Below are 6,209 nucleotides of genomic sequence, written 5' to 3' on the forward strand. Positions count from 1 at the left end.
CATCACATCCGCTCTGTCGGATGCAGTTTCGCATTCAGAACCGTCAGCACCAGAACCGACAAGGCCGCCGAACCCACGATCAGCATCAGCGGAAACGCCAGCCCGACACCCAGGACAGACGCAATCCCATGCTGTACCAGCGCATTGCTGGCCGCAATCAGATTGCCAAACTGATACGCCACCCCGGGAAACGTCGCTCTCACGGAAGCCGGAGACAGTTCGCTCAGATAGGCCGGAACCACTCCCCAGGCCCCCTGAATACAAAACTGAATACAGACAGCCCCTATCGTCAGCCAGATCAGCGAATGCGGCAACGTCCACAATGGCAGCAGCGGCAGAACCAGAAACGCAGCCAGTGCAATCGCATATTGCCGCCCGATCTTCTGTGACAAAAACCCGAAGAAAATACCGCCTGCTATCGCGCCAATATTATAAAGCACCACAATCAGCGTAACATGATTCGGCGTGATGTTGCGTTCCAGCGCCAGAAACAGCTTCGGATACAGATCCTGCGATCCATGGCTCAGAAAGTTGAATGACGCCATCAGCACAACGGCAAACACACACAGCGCCGTGTTGCCACGGATTACGCTCCACAGCCCCGGAGCCACCTCACGCCCGGTCTCGCCACGTCGCGCCAGCCAGTCCGGACTCTCCGGCACCCGCCACCAGATATAAATCGCCGAAACCACCGCGCTGCCACCGAGGATGAACAGCCCCCGCCACCCCAGCACCGGCAGCAACAGAAACATCAGAGACGCCAGCAGATACCCGGCCGGATACCCGGCCTGCAAAATCCCGGAAGACATCCCTCGCCAGGACGGCGGCACGCTCTCCATGATCAGCGATGTCCCAACACCCCATTCCCCGCCCAGTGCTATGCCGAACAGTGTCCGCAACGCCAGAAACACACCAATCGTCGGGGCAAAAGCCGACGCCACCTCAATCACGGAATAAATCACGATCGTCCAGATCAGCACCGGCTTGCGCCCGTACTTATCCGCCGCCCGGCCACACAGAAAGGCCCCGATCGGTCGTGTCAGCAAAGTCAGCGTCGGCGCCAGCAGCACCGTCGAGAGCGGCACGGCAAAACTCTCCGCCACATTGTCCAGCGTGAACAAAACGATGAAAAAATCGCACGCATCCAGCATCCAGCCCAGAAACGACGCCGCAACCACATGCCGCGCCGTCGCCAGATCCCGGCCTCCGCCATGAATGGCCTCAGTGGCTGAAACAGGTGACGAAAGACTCTCAGTGCTCATATGCCGTGTCTCCGGATCGACCCTGGTTCGTTGCACGCCAGCGCAACGGAAGCCACGGCCGGATCCATCACGATCCCGACACTCCCGACGGGCACCTCCATCGTGTCCCGATAGTGACACCGGCACGTAAGCCGCCCCCGACTCAGCCCGCACAGGTTGACGGTCATTTTCCCCACAGGGTATCGCCCTGCCCGGAAGGCACGGCATGCCACCCCGGCGGCACTCCCGCCCGGAAACGCCGCGCACAAACCGGGGAAGAGAACAGACGCCATGACGAAATCGATGCCAGTGATCGCCGTGGACGGACCTGCCGCAGCAGGCAAAGGCACTCTCGCGAAAAGTCTCGCCGAAGCCTTCAGCCTTCCTTATCTCGATACTGGTCTGCTCTACCGCGCCGTCGGCCGCCGGATGCTCGATGCCGGGCTCGACCCGGCGACAGCCTCAGGCGAAGAGCTCGCCATGGCCCTCAGCCCCGACGACCTGAAACGCACCGATCTCCGCACCCCGGACGCAACCCGCGCCGCCAGCCTCGTCGCCCGTGACCAGGCCGTCAGACAGGCCCTGGTCCATATCCAGCGCTCTTTCGCCGCCGAACGCGGCGGTGTGCTCGATGGCCGCGATATCGGAACCGTCATCTTCCCCGATGCCGACGTCAAACTCTACATCACCGCCTCACCCCGCACCCGCGCCGAACGCCGTTACACCCAGACAGGCGGCTCAGAGACCGGCCCCGACCGCGAAACCGACATCAGCAAAGTCGAAACAGCACTCATCGAGCGCGACAAGGCGGACGCTACCCGCGCCGCTGCTCCGCTCCGCATGGCCGATGACGCCGTAAAAATCGAAACAGATACCCTCACCGCCGAACAGGTTCTCACTGAAGCCATCCGCATCGTAAAATCTGTCCTTGACGCAAAAGCATTCTGATCCTCCGCTTAAAACAGATCGCAGCCAGGCGCCTTTCCCCCGGACCCACCAGGCCGCCCGAAGCACAGCCAGTCAGAGCGCGAAGCCGGATCACCCCGGTCAGACGCTTCATGCAGAACCGGGTGCCTTCAGAGCGCCCCCCAGGAGATCATGCGATGAGCGCCCCCCGCACCGACAGCGACCCGCATCACACTCACTCACCCGGCTGCACCCACAACCACGAAGACCATTCCGATGATCATGGTGCCCACGATCACGACAACCATGATCACGACGGACACGACCACGAGGCAGACGATCACTCACACGACCACGCCCACGCTCATAACGACCATGACCACGACGGACACGACCATGAGCACGGCCTCTTCGGTCACCACCACCACGCTCCCGCCTCGTTCGGAACCGCCTTCGCCCTCGGCATCGGCCTGAACTCGGCCTACCTGATCGCAGAAACCATCTGGGGCATCCTCGCCCACTCCCTCGCTCTGCTCGCCGACGCCGGACATAACCTCTCAGATGTCCTCGCCCTCGGCGCCGCATGGCTCGCCCACAATCTCGCCCAACGCGCCCCCTCCGCCCGCTTCACCTACGGCCTGCGCCGCTCGTCGATCCTCGCCGCCCTCAGCAACGCCGTCATCCTGCTGGTCGTCACGGGCGGCATCGCCTGGGAAGCCATCCTCCGGCTCGCTCACCCGGCACCCGTCGTCGGCAAAACCGTCATGATCGTCGCCGCCATCGGTATCCTCGTGAACGGCGGCACTGCCCTCCTCTTCATGGGGGGACAAAAAAACGACCTCAACCTGCGCGGCGCCTTCCTGCACATGGCGACGGATGCCCTCGCCTCTCTCGCCGTCGTCATCACAGGCGGCCTCGTCATGCTGACAGGCCTCCTCTGGCTCGATCCCGCCATCAGTCTCGCCATCTCAGTCCTGATCGTCGCCGCCACCTGGTCCCTCCTGCGCGACTCTCTCGACATGGCGCTGGACGGCGTTCCCAAAGGCGTCGACCTAAGCGGTGTCGAAACCTATCTGCTCAGCCTCCCCGGCGTCAGCAGCCTGCATGACCTGCATGTCTGGGCCATGAGCACCACCGAAACCGCTCTGACCGTCCATCTCGTCCGCACAGGCACAGATGGCGCTGACAATGACCGTATCCTGGAAGCCGCAGGCGAAACCCTCCGCTCGCGATTCGGAATCGTTCACCCCACTCTCCAGATCGAACTCACCCGCTGCGACGCCGGATGCAGCCTCGGAGAAATACCCGTTGGCTGACACCGTCGCGCCGCCCGAACTCTCCGGCCTTCCGCCTGCTCCCGGCGGAAGCAATGGCAAAACCACCGTCGCCTGGGTCAGCCTCGGCATCGCCATCATCGCTCTGGGCCTGAAATACGCCGCCTGGGCCTGCACCGGCAGCATCGCCCTGAAATCCGATGCCCTGGAGACGATCATCAATGTCGTCGCCGCAATCGGTGGTCTCTGGGCCATCAAACTCGCCGAACGTCCCGCCGACGACAACCACACCTACGGGCACTACAAAGCCGAATACCTGTCAGCGATTATCGAAAGCGCCATGGTGCTCGTCACCGCGTTCGCCATCGGTAAAGCCTCAATCGACGGGTTTCTCCACCCGGTCAGCGTCGATGCCCCCTGGCCCGGTCTCGCCCTGAACGGGACAGCCACCATCCTCAACCTCATATGGGGCTATACCCTGCTGCGTATCGGCCGGGCAAAACGCTCCCCCGCCCTCGTCGCAGGCGGACAGCACGTCCTCTCCGATGTCTGGACGGGCTTCGGCCTCATCGCCGGCCTGGCCCTCATCCCCTTCACCGGCTGGCACTGGCTCGACCCGACCCTCGCCGCCCTCGTCGCAGTCAATGTACTCCGCGTCGGCTGGGAAATGCTCCGCCAGTCCGTCGCCGGCCTGATGGACGAAGCTCCCGATCCGGAAACTCTTCAGAAACTCCGTGAAGTCATCGCGGAAAACGCGACCGGAGCACTGGAAGCACACGACATCCGCACCCGCGAGGTCGGCGCCGTCACCTTCATCGAATTTCACCTCGTCGTCCCCGGCAGCATGACCGTCGCCGTCGTCCACGAAATCTGCGACCGCATCGAAGCCGGTCTACGCCGCGTCATCGGTCGCGCTTTGATCAACATCCACGTGGAACCGGAATACAAAGCCAAAAACACAGGCATCGTGCTGAGATCCGGTCTCCCGAAACATCAGCATTCATGACCCGTCCTTCCTGAAAAGGTGTGCGGAAAAACAGAAAATCAAAACTTTTTTAGAGCCATTACGTCGGACGGCGCGCGCCAGTCACCGCGCGGTAATAAAGCCTCCCGGCCACAACCTTTGCGCGTTCGGCATCACCGGGTGCCTGAAACGGCTCGTTGCGAAAAACCTTCACAGGATGCTTCATCAGTTTCGACAAGGCAGCAGTCACGGGCAGTCCTGTCTGCCATGTTTCATACAAAAAGAGACGCTGATCATCCAGATCGTACCGTACCGCTCGCGAAAAATTGAATTGCTCGCTAATCGTGGTCAGATGAAAGGATCCGTCCTGACTTATTTTTTAGACAGGGCGCGAAGATGTCCATATATCTGCCGATATACCGAATTTAGAGGGTGTTATGCACTTTGGGAGAGCAGATTGGCGACATTTCTGAGCATGAAACCAGCGAAGGCGATGGTATGCATTGCAGCGAGGGTTGAGGCACAGCGTTCATAGTCTTTGACCAGCCTTCTGCATCGCGTGGCCCACGCGAAAGAGCGTTCCACAATCCAGCGACGGGGCAGCAACACAAAACCCCGCTTTGCCTGAGGCAGCCTGACGATTTCGAGAGTGATATCGTGCTCTTTTGCTGCATTGGCTGCTTTTGATCCAGTATAGCCCTGATCGGCCCATGCCAGTTCCACGCTGCCATCTGTTGCCTGCTGGATAGCTTCCGCCAGCGGACCGACTTCTGCCCGGTCGTCTCTGTTTGCCGGGGTGACGTGCAGGGTCAGAAGATGCCCCAGAGTATCAACGGCCATATGGAGCTTCGATCCGTTCTTTCTTTTCGCACCATCATACCCGGACCGTGGCCCGCTTTCCGGGGTCGAACGCAATGTCCGGCTGTCGATGATCGCCGTCGTCGGTTCAGCCTGCTTTCCAGCCGCCAGACGCAGCACAGCCCGAAGATCGTGGACGAGAGCTTCGAAACATCCCGCCTCCATCCAGCGCCGGGATTGCTGATAAACCGCAGACCACGGGGGCAGATCGTTCGGCATCGCACGCCATGCAATACCGTAACGGATCACATATCGCAGACCGTTGAACAACTCCCTCAGATCATGATGCCGTTGCTCCGCATCCTCTTTCATCAGAAGGAGGTATGAAACAATCAGAGACCATTCTTCGTCACTGACATCAGATGGATACGGCCTGCGCACAGTAATCATCTATCTTTACTGCACCATTCAGACACGAAAGTACATAACACCCTCTAGCCACAGGGTGCCCATATAGTAGCGGTCTGAGTCGGTATCGAGATCATAAGACTCATAGGTCCCCGAATCCGGCGTCAACAGGATTTCACCAGAGTACCCTTTCGCATCGACCACTGTCGTTCCAATATTTCCGGTCAATGACACAGGTGGATTAAAAAACGTGGCATCCTCTACAAGAGTTTGGGTTACAGACATGAAAAACACCCCCCCCAATGAAAATAAAATATAAACTAACAGGATACGATGATACTAATGCGAAGTAACTAAATATCTTTAAATATTTACATCTCACATATTTGGAAACTACATATATAATATATGTGATATTTAACTTTTTATTTACAATATATCTAAAATATATCTAAAATACTGGACATATTCTCTCAAGATAAGGAGAGTCCGCAGCTTCCCGTGGAAGCTGTCACCTCAACGGGACGACGTAAAATGAATACTTTGCTTCAGGGGTATATAGCTGCGGAATCCTTCGCCATGTATACCGGCATGCTCAAGCCTGATGCCACCGCATCA

7 protein-coding genes are annotated in these 6,209 nt (G+C 59.1%); 3 read left to right on the forward strand and 4 right to left on the reverse strand.

Annotated features, from left to right (window positions below):
- Positions 1 to 2: 2 nt before the first annotated feature.
- Positions 3 to 1,262: an MFS transporter gene (locus GOB85_RS11120; RefSeq protein ID WP_173577509.1), complete on the reverse strand. Its 1,260-nt coding sequence runs from the start codon at positions 1,260 to 1,262 to the stop codon at positions 3 to 5.
- 270 nt (positions 1,263 to 1,532) lie between these two features.
- On the opposite strand from GOB85_RS11120, the gene cmk reads away from it, so the two are divergent.
- The 3 genes from cmk (at position 1,533) to GOB85_RS11135 (ending at position 4,427) form a co-directional block, all read left to right on the forward strand.
- Entirely contained in the window at positions 1,533 to 2,189 is a 657-nt protein-coding gene (gene cmk / locus GOB85_RS11125; RefSeq protein WP_173577508.1) for a (d)CMP kinase, read from the forward strand.
- A gap of 110 nt (positions 2,190 to 2,299) precedes the next feature.
- On the forward strand, positions 2,300 to 3,463 hold the full coding sequence (locus tag GOB85_RS11130) for a cation diffusion facilitator family transporter (RefSeq protein ID WP_408737064.1): 1,164 nt from the start codon (positions 2,300 to 2,302) through the stop codon (positions 3,461 to 3,463).
- Complete coding sequence (locus GOB85_RS11135; RefSeq protein WP_173577506.1) at positions 3,456 to 4,427, forward strand: cation diffusion facilitator family transporter; 972 nt, start codon at positions 3,456 to 3,458, stop codon at positions 4,425 to 4,427. The genes GOB85_RS11130 and GOB85_RS11135 overlap by 8 nt, the downstream gene beginning before the upstream one ends.
- 58 nt (positions 4,428 to 4,485) lie before the next feature.
- Here GOB85_RS11135 and GOB85_RS11140 read toward each other — a convergent pair whose 3' ends face one another.
- The 3 genes from GOB85_RS11140 to GOB85_RS11150 form a co-directional block, all read right to left on the reverse strand.
- Positions 4,486 to 4,635: a hypothetical protein gene (locus GOB85_RS11140; protein ID WP_173577505.1), complete on the reverse strand. Its 150-nt coding sequence runs from the start codon at positions 4,633 to 4,635 to the stop codon at positions 4,486 to 4,488.
- A gap of 185 nt (positions 4,636 to 4,820) precedes the next feature.
- Positions 4,821 to 5,633, reverse strand: coding sequence for an IS5 family transposase (locus GOB85_RS11145; protein WP_173577504.1), 813 nt, complete (start codon positions 5,631 to 5,633; stop codon positions 4,821 to 4,823).
- Positions 5,634 to 5,651: 18 nt separating this feature from the next.
- Positions 5,652 to 5,876: a hypothetical protein gene (locus GOB85_RS11150; protein ID WP_173577503.1), complete on the reverse strand. Its 225-nt coding sequence runs from the start codon at positions 5,874 to 5,876 to the stop codon at positions 5,652 to 5,654.
- Between the last annotated feature and the right edge of the window lie 333 nt (positions 5,877 to 6,209).

This window comes from Acetobacter fallax, from assembly GCF_011516735.1.
Classification (GTDB): domain Bacteria; phylum Pseudomonadota; class Alphaproteobacteria; order Acetobacterales; family Acetobacteraceae; genus Acetobacter; species Acetobacter fallax.